19 protein-coding genes are annotated in these 18,797 nt (G+C 55.2%); 13 read left to right on the top strand and 6 right to left on the bottom strand.

Annotation, left to right across the window (positions count from 1 at the left end):
• Positions 1 to 124 precede the first annotated feature (124 nt).
• A complete protein-coding gene (locus RAC60_RS13955) occupies positions 125 to 616 on the top strand; it encodes a cupin domain-containing protein (RefSeq protein ID WP_039338424.1) in 492 nt (163 codons plus the stop codon).
• On the opposite strand, the gene RAC60_RS13950 is transcribed toward RAC60_RS13955, so the two are convergent.
• Entirely contained in the window at positions 613 to 1,239 is a 627-nt protein-coding gene (locus tag RAC60_RS13950; RefSeq protein WP_006120808.1) for a hypothetical protein, read from the bottom strand. The two genes, RAC60_RS13955 and RAC60_RS13950, sit on opposite strands and share 4 nt — an antisense overlap.
• Positions 1,240 to 1,607: 368 nt before the next feature.
• Here RAC60_RS13950 and RAC60_RS13945 point away from each other — a divergent pair, with 368 nt between their 5' ends.
• Positions 1,608 to 2,771, top strand: a complete 1,164-nt coding sequence (locus tag RAC60_RS13945) for an MFS transporter (protein WP_375093928.1) — start codon at positions 1,608 to 1,610, stop codon at positions 2,769 to 2,771.
• Here RAC60_RS13945 and RAC60_RS13940 read toward each other — a convergent pair.
• A complete protein-coding gene (locus tag RAC60_RS13940; RefSeq protein WP_058702204.1) occupies positions 2,768 to 3,688 on the bottom strand; it encodes a LysR family transcriptional regulator in 921 nt (306 codons plus the stop codon). The two genes, RAC60_RS13945 and RAC60_RS13940, sit on opposite strands and share 4 nt — an antisense overlap.
• A gap of 101 nt (positions 3,689 to 3,789) precedes the next feature.
• On the opposite strand from RAC60_RS13940, the gene lysA reads away from it, so the two are divergent.
• Positions 3,790 to 5,046 (top strand): diaminopimelate decarboxylase, encoded by a 1,257-nt coding sequence (gene lysA / locus RAC60_RS13935; RefSeq protein ID WP_375093927.1) that lies wholly within the window; start codon positions 3,790 to 3,792, stop codon positions 5,044 to 5,046.
• Between the two features lie 51 nt (positions 5,047 to 5,097).
• Here lysA and RAC60_RS13930 read toward each other — a convergent pair whose 3' ends face one another.
• The 4 genes from RAC60_RS13930 to mutH all read right to left on the bottom strand — a co-directional run bounded on the left by RAC60_RS13930 (position 5,098) and on the right by mutH (position 8,102).
• Positions 5,098 to 6,138 carry an NADP(H)-dependent aldo-keto reductase gene (locus RAC60_RS13930; RefSeq protein WP_375093926.1) on the bottom strand — a complete coding sequence of 347 codons (1,041 nt, stop codon included), beginning with the start codon at positions 6,136 to 6,138 and terminating at the stop codon, positions 5,098 to 5,100.
• A gap of 139 nt (positions 6,139 to 6,277) precedes the next feature.
• Positions 6,278 to 6,496 carry a YgdI/YgdR family lipoprotein gene (locus RAC60_RS13925; protein ID WP_006120803.1) on the bottom strand — a complete coding sequence of 73 codons (219 nt, stop codon included), beginning with the start codon at positions 6,494 to 6,496 and terminating at the stop codon, positions 6,278 to 6,280.
• A 119-nt stretch (positions 6,497 to 6,615) separates the two neighbouring features.
• Positions 6,616 to 7,326 carry a TerC family protein gene (locus RAC60_RS13920; RefSeq protein WP_006120802.1) on the bottom strand — a complete coding sequence of 237 codons (711 nt, stop codon included), beginning with the start codon at positions 7,324 to 7,326 and terminating at the stop codon, positions 6,616 to 6,618.
• A 98-nt stretch (positions 7,327 to 7,424) separates the two neighbouring features.
• On the bottom strand, positions 7,425 to 8,102 hold the full coding sequence (gene mutH / locus RAC60_RS13915) for a DNA mismatch repair endonuclease MutH (RefSeq protein ID WP_205950724.1): 678 nt from the start codon (positions 8,100 to 8,102) through the stop codon (positions 7,425 to 7,427).
• Positions 8,103 to 8,787: 685 nt separating this feature from the next.
• On the opposite strand from mutH, the gene rppH reads away from it, so the two are divergent.
• From rppH to recC, 10 genes are all read left to right on the top strand, one after another.
• On the top strand, positions 8,788 to 9,315 hold the full coding sequence (gene rppH, locus RAC60_RS13910; protein ID WP_006120800.1) for an RNA pyrophosphohydrolase: 528 nt from the start codon (positions 8,788 to 8,790) through the stop codon (positions 9,313 to 9,315).
• A 12-nt stretch (positions 9,316 to 9,327) separates the two neighbouring features.
• Positions 9,328 to 11,574: a phosphoenolpyruvate--protein phosphotransferase gene (gene ptsP / locus RAC60_RS13905; protein ID WP_006120799.1), complete on the top strand. Its 2,247-nt coding sequence runs from the start codon at positions 9,328 to 9,330 to the stop codon at positions 11,572 to 11,574.
• Between the two features lie 108 nt (positions 11,575 to 11,682).
• On the top strand, positions 11,683 to 12,564 hold the full coding sequence (gene lgt / locus RAC60_RS13900; RefSeq protein WP_375093948.1) for a prolipoprotein diacylglyceryl transferase: 882 nt from the start codon (positions 11,683 to 11,685) through the stop codon (positions 12,562 to 12,564).
• The gene (gene thyA, locus RAC60_RS13895; protein ID WP_006120797.1) at positions 12,561 to 13,355 is read left to right on the top strand and encodes a thymidylate synthase; all 795 of its coding nucleotides are present in this window, start codon (positions 12,561 to 12,563) and stop codon (positions 13,353 to 13,355) included. Before lgt ends, thyA begins: the two co-directional genes overlap by 4 nt.
• 189 nt (positions 13,356 to 13,544) lie before the next feature.
• Entirely contained in the window at positions 13,545 to 14,015 is a 471-nt protein-coding gene (locus RAC60_RS13890; protein WP_033739681.1) for a prepilin peptidase-dependent protein, read from the top strand.
• A complete protein-coding gene (locus RAC60_RS13885; RefSeq protein WP_081316783.1) occupies positions 14,012 to 14,539 on the top strand; it encodes a prepilin peptidase-dependent protein in 528 nt (175 codons plus the stop codon). The genes RAC60_RS13890 and RAC60_RS13885 overlap by 4 nt, the downstream gene beginning before the upstream one ends.
• Positions 14,536 to 14,658: a hypothetical protein gene (locus tag RAC60_RS13880; protein WP_375093925.1), complete on the top strand. Its 123-nt coding sequence runs from the start codon at positions 14,536 to 14,538 to the stop codon at positions 14,656 to 14,658. The genes RAC60_RS13885 and RAC60_RS13880 overlap by 4 nt, the downstream gene beginning before the upstream one ends.
• 6 nt (positions 14,659 to 14,664) lie before the next feature.
• Positions 14,665 to 14,940, top strand: a complete 276-nt coding sequence (locus RAC60_RS13875) for a DUF2509 family protein (RefSeq protein ID WP_375093947.1) — start codon at positions 14,665 to 14,667, stop codon at positions 14,938 to 14,940.
• Positions 14,900 to 15,226 (top strand): prepilin-type N-terminal cleavage/methylation domain-containing protein, encoded by a 327-nt coding sequence (locus RAC60_RS13870; RefSeq protein WP_172913418.1) that lies wholly within the window; start codon positions 14,900 to 14,902, stop codon positions 15,224 to 15,226. The genes RAC60_RS13875 and RAC60_RS13870 overlap by 41 nt, the downstream gene beginning before the upstream one ends.
• Before the next feature lie 103 nt (positions 15,227 to 15,329).
• Positions 15,330 to 18,707, top strand: coding sequence for an exodeoxyribonuclease V subunit gamma (recC, locus tag RAC60_RS13865; RefSeq protein ID WP_325992067.1), 3,378 nt, complete (start codon positions 15,330 to 15,332; stop codon positions 18,705 to 18,707).
• Positions 18,708 to 18,797 lie beyond the last annotated feature (90 nt).

Here is an 18,797-nt window from a genome sequence, read left to right as displayed (position 1 = left end):
GTCTTGTTGTTCTGTAAAAAGGCCGGGTTATCCCGGCCTTTTTTCTTTCTGCTGTTCGCGATGCCGTGCTTGAGTCATCCCGCTCCCTCTGCCAGACTGAAATCTCAACAGGGAGCCAACCACGATGACACAACGTCCCGACTGTATTCGCCACTGGCAGACGCTGGAAGGCGACGATAACGAACACTATTCTGACAGCGATGAGCGCATGTCGATTGGCGCGCCACTGGGGCGGTTACTGGGGTTAACCCGCCTCGGCATTCACCATGAAAGGCTGTTGCCCGGACGCCGCATGTCCTATCCGCACGCGGAGAGCGCGGAAGAAGAGTTTATCTTTGTGCTTGAAGGTCATCCTGACGCCTGGATAAACGGTGAGTTGTACCCGCTGTCGCCGGGCGATGCCGTTGCTTTTCCGGCCGGAACCGGCATCTGCCACACCTTTATCAACAACCGCGACCATGAGGCGCGCTTTTTAGTGGTGGGCGAGGTGAGCAAACCCGAAAACCGTATTACTTATCCGCTCAATCCGGACTACGAAGCAACCCGTGAGGACAGGTGGCTGAATCCGCCTGAACAGACGATGGGCAAGCATCCCGGTTTGCCCGACAAAAATTAAGATTTTACGGCGTCATCCAGCCAGTGCTGAAAGCGAGAGTAAGGAACATAGAGGGCGACGTCTTTATACAACGTCTTGCCGCTGTGGTTATCGTTAATGCGCTGGCTGTAGCCGACAATCACGCCAGCCAGTGTGTCGTCAGAGGCATTGTAAACCGCGCCACCAGACATCCCTTTCACTACGCCGGCATTCGCTGCCACCACCACACAGTTAGCTTTGTTCCAGTCATTGGCCAGCGTGGTATTCACCAGATTCTGACCGGTTGAGCTGACCGGCATGGCCGAGATAAAGCTGTACCCGTAAAGGTTCACCTTGTCGCCAATGTGGCTGTTACGGAAGGCAGGAGGAAGGTTGGCTTCGCTGTTCTTGTGGTAGACCACCGCCAGGTCGCACTCCGGATGCCAGGCTTTCACCCGGTAAAGCGAATATTTCGCCACGTGGGCCGCCGTGAGGCTGTAGTCCGGGGTCAGGGGAATGGTCGTACCCAGCGTGCCCAGCCCCATGATGGTTGGAATGCCGGTAACGGTCATATCAACCCGCTTTTCAGCTTCTTTACTGTACTCATAGTGACCGACTGAGCAACCCGTTAAGCCCAGTACCAGTAAGAGGGTAAGCCGTTGCATTATTCTCTCTCCGCGTCAGTTGGACTGCATTTCATCTGGCGATTCATAAGAGCTTTATCGGCAACGCTAATACTTTATTGATAACTAAAATCGGTATTAGCTAAAAAACGGCTACTTCGCTGGCAACCTTTCTGATTGTTTTAAGTGGCGGGCTATCCCTTTCTCCTTAACCTCATGTTTAATAAGCATAGTTCATCTTACTGTCAATTATTGCCTTTCCTGCAATACAGTGTTGCCTCTGTGTGAGTATCCGATGACAGTCAGCTATGGTGTAATACAGAATGTGACAGAGATCATAAATTATAGCCTGTTCATCGCGATGCACGCGGAAGCAACCGCGTCGCAATAATCATATTTGGGAGAGTGTTATGCCTGTGGCATTACTGGCATTGGCGCTGAGTGCGTTCGCCATCGGAACCACTGAGTTCGTTATTATGGGGTTACTGCCGGAAGTGGCAAACGATTTACAGGTGACCATTCCGTCAGCGGGCTGGCTCATCAGCGGCTATGCCCTGGGCGTGGCCATTGGCGCGCCGGTCATGGCACTGTTGACCGCGAAACTGCCACGCAAGAAAACGCTGATTCTGTTAATGGCCATCTTCATCATCGGTAACCTGTTGTGCGCGCTGGCGTACAGCTACAACCTTCTGATGCTGGCGCGGGTGATTACCGCCCTCTGTCACGGTGCGTTTTTTGGCATTGGCGCTGTGGTGGCTGCCAGTCTGGTGGCTGCCGATCGCCAGGCGTCCGCCGTGGCGCTGATGTTTACCGGCCTGACGTTAGCCAACGTATTAGGCGTGCCATTGGGGACCTGGTTTGGTCAGCTGTTTGGCTGGCGTGCCACCTTCTGGGGCGTTGCGGTAATTGGTGTGCTGGCCTTTATTGCGTTGATCACCAGCCTGCCGGGAAATAAAAACGAGAAGCCCGTCAATCTGGCCAGCGAAATCAGCGCGCTGGCAAACGGTAAACTGTGGCTGTCGTTACTGATGACGGTCTGTTTTGCTGCCGCCATGTTTACGCTGTTCAGCTATATTGCGCCGTTGCTGTTGCAGGTCACCGGCATCAGCGATCATGGCGTGAGCTGGACTCTGTTCCTGATTGGGGCGGGGCTGACGGCAGGCAATATTTTGGGCGGTAAACTGGCTGACCGCAATGTGGCGCTCAGCCTGACAGGCAGTTTCCTGCTGATCGCGCTGTTCTCACTGCTGTTTAGCTGGACCAGCCATGCGCTGTGGCTGGCGGAAATCACCTTGTTCCTTTGGGCGATGGCTACCTTCGCTACGGTACCCGGCTTGCAGATAAATGTCGTGCGCCACGGTAAGGAGGCACCAAATCTGGTGTCGACCCTGAACATTTCGGCCTTTAATGTCGGGAATGCACTGGGCGCCTGGGTAGGCGGAGCGGTTATTGCCCGTGGCTATGGGCTGACCAGCGTGCCGGTTGCCGCGGCCGCGCTGGCGGCGGTGGGGCTGATCGTCTGCGTGATCACCTTCCGTAAATCAGGCGGTGCGGCGACCAGCGTACACGCCTAAGCCAGCCTGGCCGCAATCAGCGCCGGAAAACGGGCAATCTGATGTTGAAGGTGCGCCGCAAAGGCGTCAACCAGCGCTGAAGCCGGCCGGTGGCGCGGCCGGACCAGACTGACGGTAAAGGGCACCGCCACGCTAAACGGACGCATGACGATCCCGCTGTCAGCATAATCGAGTGCTGTCAGCGGATTAACGACAGAAATACCCACGCCAGCCTGCACCATCGCGCACACCGAGGCTGCGCTATGGGTTTCCATCACCATCCTGCGCGTCACGCCTTGCTCATGAAACAGTGCATCCAGTAACTGCCGATAGCTGTCCGTACGTGACAGGCTGACATAGTTCTCACCCGCAAAATCCTGCGGCGTAAGTAAGTTGCGCTGCGCCAGAGGATGCTGTTTCGGTAAGACACAGACTTCATCGCAGGTCAGTAAAGCCTGGCGATCGGTACCGGCAGGTGCGTGCAGCGTTTCTGTCAGGCCCAAATCATAGCGCTGCGCCGACAGCCACTCTTCCAGCAGCGGTGAATCCTGCGGAATGATGTTCAGGCTGACGTCGGGATAGCGTTGTAAAAACGTCTGACAAATGGGCGGCAGCAACGACTGTGAGAAGGCCGGCAGACAGGCAATCGACAGCTCGCCCTGACGAAACTGCCGCAAACCTTCTGCCGCATCCATAATGCGGTCCAGCCCATACCACGAGCGCTGCACCTCTTCAAACAGGCGTAATCCCTGCACCGTCGGTTGCAGGCGGCCACGCACGCGCTCAAACAGTTGCAGACTCAACTGCCGTTCAAGCCGCGCCAGTTCACGGCTGACCGTGGGCTGTGAGGTTTGCAGCAGCGTGGCGGCCTGGGTGAGGTTGCCGCTGGTCATCACGGCATGAAAGATCTCGATGTGGCGCCAGTTAATCGTGGCCATGGGATATCCCATATCATTTATGCATAGATGCTATTAAAACAGATATTTTTCGACATGGCACGAATCTGGCTTAATAGGAGGATTGCCACAGGAGACATGCCATGCCGCGTCCGTTAAACACCAAAGAAACCGCCCTCAACGTTGATCATCTGCTGCCGCTTGCCCGCCAGTATTCGGGCCCGTTCTGGGCTTACGATGCGCAGGTGATTCAGCAGCGTATTGCACAGCTTCACGCTTTTGATGTGGTGCGCTTTGCTCAAAAAGCCTGTTCAAATACGCACATCCTGCGCCTCATGAAATCGGCCGGAGTTAAGGTGGATTCCGTTTCGCTGGGCGAAATTGAGCGCGCCCTCGTGGCTGGTTTTACGCCTGGCGGTGACGACATCGTGTTTACGGCTGACGTGCTGGATGAACCTACACTCGCCAGAGTTGCGGAACTAAAGGTGCCGGTGAATGCCGGTTCGGTCGATATGCTGCATCAGCTGGGTGCGGTTTCGCCAGGGCACGCGGTCTGGCTGCGTATCAATCCGGGATTTGGTCATGGCCACAGCCAGAAAACCAATACCGGCGGTGAAAACAGTAAACATGGCATCTGGCCGAGTGATTTGCCTGCTGCTCAGGCGGCGATTGAGCAATATGGATTGCGCCTGATCGGCATTCACATGCATATCGGCTCGGGCGTGGACTATGCGCACCTGCAGCAGGTCTGCGATGCCATGGTCGATCTGGTGGTGGCGTTCGGTCAGGATCTGGAGGCGATTTCTGCGGGCGGCGGTTTATCCATTCCCTATCACTATGGGGAAGAAGCGATCGATACCGATCACTATTTTGGCCTGTGGGACGCCGCGCGCCAGCGTATTGCCTCACATCTGGGCCACGCCGTGAAGCTGGAAATTGAACCGGGCCGTTTCCTGGTGGCGGAGTCAGGCGTGCTGGTGTCGCAGGTGCGGGCCGTTAAAGAGATGGGCAGCCGTCACTTTGTGCTGGTGGATGCCGGATTCAGCGATCTTATGCGACCATCGATGTACGGCAGCTATCACCATATCTCCCTGGTGGCTGGCGACAACCGACAAATTGATGAACAGGACACGCGTGAAAGCGTTGTTGCGGGGCCACTTTGCGAGTCCGGCGATGTGTTTACCCAGCTTGAAGGGGGCAAAGTGGAAACGCGGGCGATTCCCGACGCGAAAGTCGGCGACTATCTGGTGTTCCACGATACCGGGGCGTACGGTGCGTCCATGTCCTCTAACTACAACAGTCGACCGCTGATTCCGGAAATCCTGTTTGAAAACGGCACGCCACGTGAGATTCGTCGCGCGCAGCGTATCGAGGATTTGCTGGCTCTGGAACTGGGTTAACGCAGGCTGTCAGTCAGGACTGCCAGCCGCACTTGCGGCTGGCACATGGCATCACGGTGCAGGGTAGGTATAACGGCGGTGAATCGCCTCAAGCTCTTCCAGAATCTCACTACTGAGCGTCAGGTTGGCGCTGTCGATATTGATCTTTAACTGCTCCAGCGTGGTGGCGCCCAGCAGCGTGCTGGAAACAAACGGCTGCTGGCGAACAAACGCCAGGGCCATTTGCGAGGGATCGATCTGATGCTTGTTTGCCAGCGCCACATATTCTGCGACTGCCAGCTGAGACTGCTCGCCACTGTAGCGGGTAAACCGGCTAAACAAGGTATTACGTGCACCAGCAGGCTGTGCACCGTTCAGGTATTTCCCACTTAGCGTACCAAAAGCCAGGCACGAATAAGCCAGCAGTTCCACGCCTTCATGCTGGCTGATTTCCGCCAGGCCCACCTCAAAACTGCGGTTCAGCAGGCTGTAGGGATTCTGAATAGAAACAATGCGCGGTAACTCATGCTTTTCTGCCAGTTGCAGGTAACGCATCACGCCCCAGGGGGTTTCATTAGAGACGCCGATGTAGCGAATTTTACCGGCCCGCACCTGTTCTGCCAGCGCTTCCAGCGTTTCCAGCAGGGTCACCGGGACGCTGGAAGCGCTGTACTGATAGCCAAGTTTGCCAAAGAAGTTGGTCTGGCGCTGCGGCCAGTGCAGCTGGTACAGGTCGATATAATCGGTTTTCAGGCGCTTCAGGCTGGCATCCAGCGCTTCGCGAATGTTCTTACGATCCAGCGCCATATTAGGGCGAATGGAGGCATCGTTGCCGCGGGTCGGCCCTGCGACTTTACTGGCGAGAATGATTTTATCGCGGCTGCCGGTCTTTTTTAACCAACTGCCAATGTACTTTTCGGTCAGGCCCTGGGTTTCCGGGCGAGGCGGCACCGGATACATTTCGGCAGTATCGATCAGGTTGATGCCGGAACTGATCGCAAGATCCAGTTGCGCGTGGGCGTCGGCTTCGCTGTTTTGCTCACCAAACGTCATGGTGCCCAATCCAAGCTGACTCACTTCCAGCGTGCTATGGGGGATACGGTGATAATGCATTGCCGGCTTCCTTTTCTCTGAGGATGGATATTGTGTCTTAAGGGACTATAGCGCGAGGCGTAGCGGCTAAGAAAGGGAAACAACAAGGAGAAACAGCCTGCCGGGGAGGGAAAGGTCGACAGGCCTGCTCGTTTCGCATTTAACGCTCAATGATGGTTGATACTTCATCACTGTTAATCTGTACCGTATGGCCTGACTGATCGGTGTACTGTACCAGTCCGGTCTCCTTATCGATGCTGGGTTTGCCTTCCGTCATAATCATGCGACCGTCTTTTGTCGCCATCACATAATCAGAACTACAACCACCTAATGTCACTGCGGCAACGGCCGCCAATATAATCTTACTCAGCCCTTTCATTGTGCTTATCCTCGCAACGCGTCCACTGTAAAAAAGTATAGTAATAAATCCTTTTACCGATTGGGTTAATCGTATCAATCTGAAAATAGGTGGGCGGCAGGCCGCCGCCCTTGACAACGCTAGCTGACTTTTTTCTTACTGCGCATCAGGTTAAGGCACTCAACGGCCATCGAGAAGAACATGGCAAAATAAATGTAACCTTTTGGTACATGCACGCCGAAACTCTCCAGAATGAGGGTGAAACCCACCAAAATCAGGAAAGAAAGCGCCAGCATTTTGACCGACGGATGACGGTCAACAAATTCGCCAATACTGCGTGCCGCAAACATCATCATTAAGACGGCAATCACCACGGCGGCCATCATAATAAACAGATGGTCTGAAAGGCCGACGGCTGTAATAACCGAGTCGAGGCTGAAAATAATGTCGAGCAACATAATCTGCACAATCGCTCCCAGAAACGAATGCACATTGGATTTGTGTTCGGTTTCCTCACCTTCGATAGTTTCATGGATTTCCATGCTGGATTTCCAGAGCAGAAATAAGCCACCAAACAGCAGAATAAGATCGCGCGCGGAGAACGGATGATCCATCAGGGTAAACAGGGGATTGGTCAGTTTTGCTACCCAGGCAATCGAGGCCAGCAGTCCCAGCCGCATCAGCATCGCGCCCATCAGACCAATGCGCCGTGCGCGGGCCTGCTGATGTTTAGGCAGTTTTGCCACCACTAATGACAAAAAGATAATGTTATCAATGCCCAGAACCACTTCCAGAATGGTCAGGGTGCCCAACGCCAGCCAGGCGTTAGGATCGGAAATCCACTCGAACATACCTGCACTCGTATCCTAAACGAAAAGTAAACGAAGATTATACGCACCTAATCTGTCGAACTCACATTTAAATAGTGCATGGCCTGGGGAAAGGGGATTCAGAGAAGAAAATGGCGGGCAAGCAGCGGGGCGGTAAAGCTTTTCTTGAGATAAAACCCGCGCGGTAACGTCATAATGGGCTGTCCCTGTTCGCCGATCCCTTCGGTCAGGGCCCGGCTGTTAGCCGCTTTGGGACGAATTTGCAGCCAGGCACCATGACGGGCAGTAATACGTTCCACCTGACCCAGCACAATCATATCCATAAGTTCTTCCCAGTCCTGACGCAGCATGTCTTCTTCTTGTGACGTCGGGCTCCACAGCAAGGGCGCGCCTACCCGGCGCTCGCCAGGGGGAATATCACGCTCACCCTCAACCGGCATCCACAGTACGCGAGCCAGCTTATGGCGAACATGACTGTTTTCCCACGTCACGCCGCTGTTACCGGTCAGCGGTGCAACGCAGACAAATGTGGTTTCCAGCGGTTTGCCTTCACGATCGACAGGGATAGTTTTCAACTCAATGCCCAGATGCGCAAAATCCTGCTCGGCTTTACTGCCTGCGCTGGCCCCCAAATGCCATTCCAGCAGCATGCCCACCCAGCCTTTATCGCGCTTCAGATTGGCTGGCGTTGGAATGCCGGCCTGTTCTGCCAGACAGTGTAAAGGTAAACCTGCCAGTGCCTGCGCCCGCGCGAACAGTACCGATTCGTTTTCAGGTGGCTCTGGAAGAGTGATCATATGCGTAACCCGGTGTGGTTAAAAAATAAGCGCCCTGCGGCCTGTCAGGTTTTCCACAGGAATGAGCAGGGTAAGGTGCGCATAATAACATGAAACATAGTGCTTTTTTAAGAATGCACCGCCTCATGCTGTTAACGACGGGTCAGGTTATCCCAACTTGCTATCAACAATGAACAGGATCTTATGACCAGTTATCCACAGAAAGATGGGATAACCTGGCATCAGACGGGTTACTGGTTCGATTTACAGCCTTGACTTTGCTGTTTTTTAGCAAAAATTAGCCGGTTTGCTGCAAGCTTGAACCGATCTCTGTGGATAAAAAGCCGGGTGGTGGATCTTTAGCCAATTGTCAGCGGCAGGACATTATACAATGTCACTCAGACGAATTTATTCAAACCTCAGCAGATAAATAGTCTTATATTTCAATGGCTATTTCAGAATCACAGTAAAGCGTATTCAGATTCCTCCCAACGGGTTATTCAGTTAACTCCCGTGTTCTACACAAAGCTATCCACAGAAAACGTGAATAAGATCGATGTTTTCTCGGTACTTTGTTTATAACTTTGCATTCTTCTGTGAGTTATCCCGAGATTACGGTCCCCATTGCCCGTGAATCCAGTGGTTTACCGCCTGTAAGGAGTGTGAAACAATCAGACCATTCAAATTTAGCTTTTGAGGTAGTCCAGTGATCGATGATGATGGCTACCGCCCGAATGTTGGTATCGTAATTTGTAACAGGCAGGGACAAGTGTTATGGGCCAGGCGCTTTGGACAGCACTCCTGGCAATTTCCTCAGGGGGGCATCAATCCCGGTGAAACCGCAGAACAGGCGATGTATCGCGAATTGTTCGAAGAAGTAGGGTTACACAGAAAGGATGTCCGAATACTTGCATCTACCCGTAACTGGTTGCGCTACAAATTGCCAAAACGTTTGGTGCGTTGGGACACAAAACCGGTTTGTATTGGTCAGAAACAAAAGTGGTTTCTTCTGCAGTTGATGTGCAGTGATGCAGATATTAATGTGCAACACAGTAGCACGCCGGAATTCGACGGCTGGCGCTGGGTGAGCTTTTGGTATCCGGTACGTCAGGTTGTCTCTTTTAAACGCGATGTGTACCGTCGGGTGATGAAGGAGTTTGCAGGCGTTGTCATGTCCATGCAGGAGAGTGCGGTGCAGCGAAATCATCCTGCCCATCGACGTAAAAGAGGATAGGCCACGCCCTTTATGCTCACTCAGTTGCGAGAAATTGTTGAAAAGGTGGCGAGTGCGCCCCGTCTGAACGAAGCACTCGACATCCTGGTTAATGAGATCTGTCTGGCGATGGAAACGGAAGTCTGTTCCGTTTATCTGGCCGATCACGATCATCGCTGTTATTACCTGATGGCGACGCGCGGTCTGAAAAAACCGCGTGGCCTGACGGTGAAACTGGCGTTTGATGAAGGGATTGTGGGCCTGGTCGGTCGCCTGGCCGAGCCTATCAACCTGGCTGATGCGCAGAGCCATCCGAGCTTTAAATACATCCCATCCGTTAAGGAAGAACGCTATCGCTCTTTCCTTGGTGTGCCCATCATCAGCCGCCGCCAGCTTCTGGGTGTGCTGGTGGTGCAGCAGCGCGAGCATCGCCAGTTCGACGAAAGCGAAGAGTCTTTTCTGGTTACGCTCGCCACCCAGCTAGCGGCCCTGCTGTCACAATCGCAGCTGAGCCAGCTGTTTGGCCAGTATCGCCAGGCCCGTGTTCGCGCCATCGCGGCCGCACCGGGTGTGGCGGTTGCACCGGGCTGGGTGGATGAAACCCAGCCCCTGCTCGATCAGGTCTCCGCGGCCTCCACGCTGGATCCACTGCGCGAACGTGAGCGCTTGTCACTGGCGATGAGCGAAGCCGCCAGTGAGTTTCGTCGCTTCAGTAAACGCTTTTCTGCCAGCGCGCAGAAAGAAAGCGCGGCAATCTTCGATCTCTACTCGCACCTGTTAACGGATGCCCGCCTGAAAAAAGATCTCTTCGATGAGATCGAACGCGGATCCGTGGCCGAGTGGGCAGTCAAAACCGTGATTGAAAAGTTTGCCGCGCAGTTTGCCAGCCTGACGGATAGCTATCTGAAAGAGCGCGCGGGCGATCTGCGGGTGCTTGGGCAGCGGTTACTGTTCCACCTTGATGATTCCCTGGTGGGCGTCAATGCCTGGCCCGAACGCTTTGTATTGGTAGCCGATGAGCTTACAGCGACAACGCTCGCCGAGATCCCGCATGATCGCCTGGCCGGTATTGTGGTGCGTGACGGCGCCGCGAATTCGCACGCCGCGATCCTGACCCGCGCCATGGGGATCCCCACGGTGATGGGCGCAGACATTCAGCCCGGCCAGCTCAATAAGCGCCTGCTGATTGTCGATGGCTATCGTGGTGAACTGCTGATCGACCCTGAACCGGTGATCGTGCAGGAGTACCAGCGGTTAATCAATGAAGAAAATGCCCTCAGCAAGATGGCTGAAGGCGGTGTAGACAGACCGGCAGAACTGAGAAGCGGTCAGCGCATACAGGTGATGCTTAATGCGGGACTGAGCCCGGAGCATGAGCAAACGCAGGGCAGTTGGGTTGACGGCATCGGTCTTTACCGTACGGAAATCCCGTTTATGCTGCAAAGCGGATTCCCGTCAGAAGAAGAGCAGGTGGCACAGTATCAGGGCATGTTACAGCTCTTTCACGACAAGCCCGTTACGCTGCGTACGCTGGATATCGGGGCCGATAAACAACTGCCTTACATGCCGATTAGCGAGGAGAACCCGTGTCTGGGCTGGCGCGGGATTCGATTGACGCTCGATCAACCGGAAATTTTCCTGGTGCAGGTGCGCGCGATGCTGCGTGCGAATGCCGCCTCCGGCAACCTGAGCATCTTACTGCCGATGATCAGCCACATTGATGAGATCGACGAGGCCAAACGGCTGATTCAGCGTGCCGGGGCAGAAGTGGAAGAGATGCTCGGCTATGCGATTCCTAAGCCGCGCATCGGCATCATGATTGAAGTGCCCTCGATGCTGTTTATGATCCCGCATCTGGCCTCGCGTGTTGATTTTATCTCGGTAGGCACCAACGATCTGACCCAGTATTTGCTGGCGGTCGATCGTAACAATACGCGCGTGGCGAATCTGTACGATTCCCTCCATCCGGCCATGTTGCGCGCACTGCAGGCCATTTCTGTTGAAGCCCATTTGGCGAATCTGGAATTGTGTTTGTGTGGTGAAATGGCGGGCGATCCGACCTGCGTGGCGCTGTTGGTGGGAATGGGATATCACCACCTCAGTATGAACGGGAAAAACGTCTCGCGTGTTAAATACCTGCTGCGTCATCTGGATTACGAAGAAACGCAGAAGCTCAGCACCCAGGCGCTTAAAGCCTCGTCAGCGACGGAGGTACGCCAGATGATGTCGGCGTTTATGGAACAGCGTGGTCTGGGCGGTCTGATCCGCGGCGGGCGTTAACCCAGGTTACATTTCTGCGACTACGCAAAAAACTGGCTGTGCTATGATGCACAGCCTTAATTTATGTGCATCACGTCCCCTTTCAGGGCAGAAAAAAAACGGTGAATGATGAATAACGGCTACATCGCATTTCCACAGTTTGATCCGGTGATTTTCTCAATCGGACCGCTTTCGCTTCACTGGTACGGGTTGATGTATCTGGTGGGATTTGTGTTCGCCATGTGGCTGGCGGTGCGCCGCGCGAACAAACCCGGCAGCGGCTGGAAAAAAGAGGAAGTCGAAAACCTGTTGTATGCCGGCTTCCTGGGGGTTTTCCTGGGCGGACGTATCGGTTACGTGCTGTTTTATAACCTGCCGCTGTTCCTGGAAAATCCGCTTTACCTGTTCAAAGTCTGGGATGGTGGCATGTCGTTCCACGGCGGTCTGATTGGCGTCATCCTGGTGATGATGATTTTTGCGCGCCGTACCAAACGTCATTTCTTCCAGGTTGCTGATTTTATTGCCCCTCTGATTCCGTTCGGCCTCGGTGCTGGTCGTCTGGGCAACTTTATCAATGGTGAACTGTGGGGCCGTGTCGATCCCAATTTCCGTTTCGCCATGCTGTTCCCCGGCTCACGCAGCGAAGATATCGCGCTGGCGGCTAACAACCCACAATATCAGGCACTGCTGAACACCTATGGCGTCCTGCCGCGCCATCCTTCACAGCTCTATGAACTGTTCCTTGAAGGCATTGTGTTGTTCATTATCCTGAACCTGTTTATTCGCAAACCCCGCCCGATGGGCAGCGTGTCAGGCCTGTTCCTGATCGGCTACGGTTGCTTCCGCTTTATTGTTGAGTTCTTCCGTCAGCCCGACGCGCAACTGGGTTTGCTCACCGGCGGCCTGAGCATGGGACAAATACTGTCTCTGCCGATGATCATCGCCGGTGTGATTATGATGATTTGGGCGTACCGTCGACGTCCGCAGCAACAACTTCACGAGGAAAAATGAAACAGTATCTGGACTTAATGCGCTACGTGCTGAACGAAGGCACACCAAAATCTGACCGTACCGGTACAGGCACGCTTTCAATTTTTGGTCACCAGATGCGTTTTAATCTGCAGGATGGCTTTCCCCTGGTCACGACTAAAAAGTGCCATGTTCGCTCCATCATTCATGAGCTGCTGTGGTTTCTGCAAGGGGACACCAACATTGGTTACCTGAAAGAAAACAATGTCTCTATCTGGGATGAGTGGGCAGATGAGCAGGGCAATCTGGGACCGGTATACGGCAAACAGTGGCGTAGCTGGGGCACCGCCCGTGGCGAAGAGATTGATCAGATCACCAAAGTGATTGAACAGATCAAGCGCGATCCGGATTCCCGCCGCATCATTGTCTCGGCGTGGAACGTGGGCGAACTGGATGAAATGGCGCTGGCTCCGTGCCATGCCTTTTTCCAGTTCTACGTCGCGGATGGCAGGCTCTCCTGTCAGCTTTACCAGCGTTCCTGCGACATTTTCCTGGGGCTGCCGTTTAACATCGCCAGCTATGCGCTGCTGGTGCATATGGTCGCGCAACAGTGCGATCTGGAGGTCGGTGACTTTGTCTGGACCGGCGGCGATACGCACCTTTACAGCAACCACCTGGAGCAGGCGCGCCTGCAACTGACGCGCGAACCGCGTCCGTTACCGAAGCTGGTGATTAAACGCAAGCCTGCCTCGCTGTTTGACTATCGCTTCGACGATTTTGAGATTGAAGGTTACGATCCGCATCCCGCCATCAAAGCGCCGGTTGCGGTCTGAACACCCGCCGCCAGCATCCGCCCCGGTCTTGCCACAGCATGCCGGGGCGTTTTTTTTACAGCGATGTTGCGGCGCGGTGCACACTTGCACTGATCATGTCTTTATCCAGAGGAATAATGCTGTAGCTTTGCTTCCAACCGGTGGCTTTCGGGCTTGCTGAAGCGCTCGCTGCTGCGGCACTCTGCCGCCATGAAAAGATCACAGTCAAAAGGGTTTACGCTGGCGGAGCTGCTGCTGGTGATGGTAATCGCTGGCATACTCAGCGCCTTTGCCACGCAAGGCTGGCAGCGCTGGCAGCAGCGTCAACAGCTTCGCGATACGGCGCTGCAACTGCAACACTTTCTGTTACGCGTCCGTGCTCAGGCCAATGCGCAAAACCGGGACCTGGTGCTGTGGCACCGCCCCACACAGCCCTGGTGTATCGGCGTGGCAGCACCGCCACAGAATGGCTGCAGTACGGCAAGCCGCCTGCACTTTATCGCGCCGTATGCGGACATCACCCTTCACGCCCTGCGTGGCGAGCCGGGTTTTTACGGACGCCGCAACGTGGCCAAAGCGGGCAGCATTGAGCTGCGCAATCGCGCCGGAAAAATACGGGTGATTATTTCTGCACGGGCGCGAATTCGTCTTTGCCGTATTGACGATGCGGACTGCGAATGAAAATGGCCGGGTTTAGTCTGCTGGAAATGCTCATCGCCATGGCGATCAGTGCGGTGCTGATGGTCAGTGCAGGACGCTTTATGCCGCGACTGTTGGCCGAAAACCTCAGGCTGCAACAACAGGTTCAACTGCGTCAGGAGTTACAGCAAATGCTGTCCACGCTGGAAAAAGCGATCCGGCGGGCGGGTTATTGCCACGGGGAGTGCGGAACGGGTGGCCTGATGACAGCCGAAGGCTGTGTGCTGATCCGGTTTGACGAGAACAGCAACGGTCAGTGGGAAGGGGTTACGCACAGTGAGAGCGATTACTACGGTTACCGGCTGCGACAACACCAACTGGAGATGCAGCGTGGTGTGGATAACTGCAACGGCAGTGGATGGGAACGGCTTTCCGATCCGGCTTTCCTTTCGATTGAGGCATTCGACGTGCGCCGTGAAGGCCGGCTGGTCACCGTTGTACTGCAGGGGCGAAGCGGGAACCGAACCGAAACGCTGGAAAGCCGGGTCGAAGGAATGAATCTGTGAACGCCGAGGGCAACAGTGCGCTGGGGATGGTACTCGTCATCCTGCTGACAGGCGGCATCACGCTTCAGGCCAGCCGCGAGATGCTGGCGCAGGGAATGTTTATCGTCGCCGATGAGTAACACGCTATTCAGGGGTTTTGGCAGGCCCAGTCGGCACTGCAATGGGGACTGACATTAACGTGGCCAGCGCAACCACCTGCCACCTGCCAGCGCGAGTCGCAGTATGGCTGGCAGGCGTGCCTGCATCGCGTGGACGATGAGAAAGGATTGCTTAAAGGTGAAACGCAAAAAAGTGATAAGGCGTTATGGCACTGGGTCAGGCTGGAGGGCAGCAAAATCAGTCCCTTGCCACAGGGCTGGATTGATTATTGCCCGCAATCCGCGCCGGAGCAGTGCCTGTGAGGCGGCAGGATTCAGCCTGCCGGAAGCCTTGTTTGCCCTGTTACTGATGGCCGTCAGCACCAGCGCCTTATTGCAGTATCACCGGGTGTTAACGCTGGGCTTTAGTCAGCAATGGCAGCAGCGTGAAGCCTGGCGTGTGGCGGAACAGCGGTTGTTGGGGCGCGAGGTGGCGGGCTGGCAAACGCGGTCAGATAAAAAAACGGGGCCGGGCGGCTGCACGCTGGAAACGGTTACGGTGAGCGGTCCGCATCAACGTCAGGCCAGCCTGACGCGATTACACTGCTGAGCGGATGAGAATGGGTTTTCACGGTAGGCTTCAAATGCGATACGCGGTAGAGTGAGTACCGTCTGCCATCGCCATGCCGTTTAGTGTTTCCACAGGAGTTTGCATGTTTCACGTTTATCACTCTAATCAGCTTGATCTGCTCAAAAGTCTGGCAGCGAGAGTGATTAAACTGGATCCGCTTGACGATCCCTTTGCGTCAGAAATGGTGCTGGTGCAAAGCCCGGGGATGGCGCAGTGGTTGCAGATGGAACTGGCGCGCACCTTTGGCATTGCGGCAAATATCGAATTCCCGCTCCCGGCCAGCTTTATCTGGGAAATGTTTGTGCGCGTCCTGCCAGACATTCCGCCGGAGAGCGCCTTCAGCAAAGCCAGCATGAGCTGGAAACTGATGCATCGTTTACCCACGTTGCTGCTGCAGGACGAGTTTGCCTCACTGCGCCATTATCTGAGTGACGACGGAGACAGGCGCAAACTTTTTCAGCTCAGTGCCCGCATTGCCGACCTGTTTGACCAGTATCTGGTTTACCGCGCGGACTGGCTTAACAGCTGGGAACGCGGTCAACAGATCGAGGGCCTGGGAGAGGCGCAGGTGTGGCAGGCCGCGTTGTGGCGTGATTTAGTCGACTATACCGACGCGCTGGGCCAGCCCAAATGGCATCGTGCCAACCTCTATGCGCGCTTTATTACCACGCTTGAGCAGGCACAAACCCGACCTGATAACCTGCCGCAGCGGGTGTTTATCTGTGGTATTTCAGCGCTGCCGCCGGTCTATTTACAGGCGTTGCAGGCGCTGGGGCGGCATGTTGATATCTATCTGCTGTTTACCAATCCCTGCCGTGATTACTGGGGCGATATTCAGGACTATGCGTTTCTGGCGAAGCTACAAAGCCGCCAGCGGCGGCGTCATGACCGGGAAGAATATCGCGGTTTATTCAGTGATGTGGCGCGCGCGCCAGCCCTGTTTAGTGAGCAAGGGGAACAACATCTGACTAACCCGCTGCTGGCCTCCTGGGGCAAGTTAGGCCGCGATAACCTCTTCCTGCTCAGCCAGATGGAGCTGAACAGCGAAATCGATGCGTTTGTTGACGTCGAAGAAGACAACCTGCTGCACTGCATGCAGCACGATCTTCTTAATCTGCAGGACAGGGCAATCATTGGCCTGACGGCGGATGAACTGGCTTACAGTGGGCAGAAACGGCGGCTGGACCCGCAGGATCGCTCTGTTGCCATCCAGGTTTGCCACAGTGCGCAGCGCGAAGTTGAAGTGCTACAGGATCATCTTCTGGCGTTGATGGAAGCCGATCCTGAGCTGAAAGCGCGGGATATTATCGTCATGGTGGCCGATATTGACGCTTACGCGCCTTTTATTCAGGCCGTGTTTGCAAACGCCCCGGCAGAACGCTATCTGCCGTTTGCCATTTCTGACCGTCGTGCCAGTCAGGCGCATCCTGCTATCGTTGCGTTTCTGCAATTACTGTCACTGCCGGACAGCCGGTTTGTCTCTGAAGATGTGCTGGCGCTGCTGGATGTCCCGGCCTTAGCGAATCACTTCTCGATTGACGAAAGCGGCCTGCGTCTGTTGCGCCGCTGGGTCAGCGAATCAGGCGTGCGCTGGGGGCTGGATGATGCCAGTGTGGAAGCGCTGGCTCTGCCGGTCACCGGTCAGCATACCTGGCGCTTTGGTTTGCAACGTATGCTGCTGGGATATGCAATGGAAAGCCAGCATGGCGACTGGCAAGGTATTCTGCCTTATGACGAATCAAGTGGGCTGGTCGCCGAACTGGCGGGCCATCTGGCCGAACTGCTGTCCCGGCTTAATCACTGGCGACAGGTCTTATCGGAGCCGCGCCCGCTGGAGGCCTGGCTGCCGCTGTGTCGCGAACTGCTGAATGCCTTTTTTACACCGGATACCGAAACAGAAGCGGCATTGCTGCTGGTGGAAGAGCAGTGGAAAACGCTGATTGAGTACGGTATGGACGCTCGTTTCAATGAGGCGATTCCGGTCGTGCTCCTGCGCGACGATCTGCGTGGGCGGCTGGATCAGCAGCGGATCAGTCAACGCTTTCTGGCCGGGCAAATCAATTTTTGTACCCTGATGCCGATGCGCTCGATTCCCTTCAGCGTGGTGTGCTTACTGGGGATGAACGACGGCGTTTATCCGCGCACCTTAGCGCCGCTGGGGTTTGACCTGATGCAGCAGCAGTCGCGCAAAGGTGACCGTAGCCGTCGTGATGACGACCGCTATCTGTTTCTGGAAGCCCTGATTTCCGCTCAGCAACAGCTCTATATCAGCTATATTGGCCGCGCTATTCAGGACAATACCGAACGTTACCCTTCGGTGCTGGTCACCGAATTGCTGGAGTATATCGGGCAAAGTTTTTACCTGCCTGGCGACGAGGACAGGGAACTGGATGACAGCGCACAGCGGGTACGGGCACACCTGGAACATTTACACAGCCGGATGCCGTTTGCGCCGGAAAACTTCCAGCCTGCGTCAGCGGCACACAGCTTTGCCCGTGAATGGCTGCCTGCCGCGCAGGGCACCGGTCAGCCCCAGCCTGATTTTGTTCAGCCACTGAGCACACCGCCTGTAGAGACATTAGCCTTCGAACAGTTTCTGCGCTTCTGGCGTCATCCTGTTCGGGCCTGGTTTCAGCAGCGCCTGGGGGTCAATTTCTGGCTTGAAGAAAATGAACTGCCCGACAGTGAACCTTTTGCTCTGGACAGCCTGGAGCGCTATCAGATCAATGCGCAGCTACTGAATGCGCTGGTAACAGGGGAGGACACCGATCGCCTTTATGCCCATCACCGCGCCGCCGGCAATTTACCTTATGGGGCGTTTGGCGAGCTGTTCTGGCAGGCTCAGCGCGAAGAGATGCAGGAGGTGGCCGCAGAGGTGATCACTCAGCGCAGTGAGGGTGAAAGTCGGGAGATCAATCTGGCACTGGCGGGCGTCACATTAACTGGCTGGTTAACCCAGGTGCAGAGCGATGGCCTGCTGCGTTGGCGACCGGGTGTGCTGAATATCAATGACGGTTTATTACTGTGGCTGGAACATTTAGTTTATTGTGCACTGGGTGGCGACGGTAAAAGTCGGATGTTTGGTCGACAGCACAGCTACTGGTGCTTCCCTGCCGTGCCGCCGGATGAGGCGACTGATGCGCTGGCGCACTATATGCAAGGCTATCTGCAGGGCATGCGCGAGCCTTTGATGTTGCTGACCAAAAGCGGTGGTGCCTGGCTTAATGCCTGTTTTGATAAGAAAAATCATCAGTTTATGACAGATGAGGCGACACAGCTCAAAGCCCGTAACGCTCTGCTTGCCGCCTGGGTCGGCGGTTACCAACAGGAAGGTGAGGGAAGCGATCCCTACCTGCAACGGTTATGCAGGGCACTGGATGAACCCCGGATACAGCAGATAACCGACGCGGCTGAATGCTGGTATTTACCGGTACTCCAGGCGCATCAGGACGACCGGTAAGCGACCGCTGCCGGGTAATGAAAACATCAAAAAGTTTGTTGTACTTTCAGCCGTTAATGCGCTCGCAACGCGGCTTTTGGGTAACGTAAG

Source organism: Pantoea sp. BR_17, from assembly GCF_041955125.1.
GTDB lineage: Bacteria > Pseudomonadota > Gammaproteobacteria > Enterobacterales > Enterobacteriaceae > Pantoea > Pantoea stewartii.
Note: the sequence above shows the minus strand (reverse complement) of the source record. Positions and strands in the feature narration are given on the sequence as shown.